The sequence below is a fragment of the Halorubrum sp. Atlit-28R genome (assembly GCF_003665955.1).
Lineage (GTDB): Archaea > Halobacteriota > Halobacteria > Halobacteriales > Haloferacaceae > Halorubrum > Halorubrum tropicale.
On record NZ_QPLS01000189.1, the window covers coordinates 1 to 479 of the forward strand.

At 60.1% G+C, this 479-nt stretch carries 1 protein-coding gene; it reads right to left on the bottom strand.

All coding sequences use genetic code 11. From position 1 onward, the window contains the following. A partial coding sequence (locus DVK06_RS17475; protein WP_121601154.1) for a hypothetical protein occupies positions 1–344 on the bottom strand: 344 nt, incomplete at its 3' end. Between the last annotated feature and the right edge of the window lie 135 nt (positions 345–479).

Here is a 479-nt window from a genome sequence, read left to right on the forward strand (position 1 = left end):
CGCTCGACAGGCTCCCAGTCCTCACCCAGCTCCGGACTCCACCAGTCGACCTCGTAGGCGCCCGGTGCGCCGAAGATCTTCACGCGCGCCGACCCATCAGGCAGGTCGCGGCGCAGTTTCTCGTCGACGTGGAGGTTCCAGGTCGTGGTAGAATCGAAGCAGGCGAGCACGGCCTCCTCGTAGCCGCGTGTCTCTCGGGATTCCTGGAGTTCGACCTGGGTGTTGCAGTTCTTGCAGAACACCCCCTCGAAGGGGATGTGGCTGAACACCTCGTGCCCACAGACGGGACACCAGAGGAACTCGAACAGTGCTTCGCTGTGTCGGTCGATTACTTCGCGGGTCATTGTTAGAGCAGACCTGGTTCATCCGGGTCACTCTCTTTGCCCGGATACAAACAACACCGCGTGAGGACTAGTCCTCTTCAGTGGTCTGTTTCTGAGATCGTTCTGGAGGTTGGATCACGAGCCGTTCGATTCTCG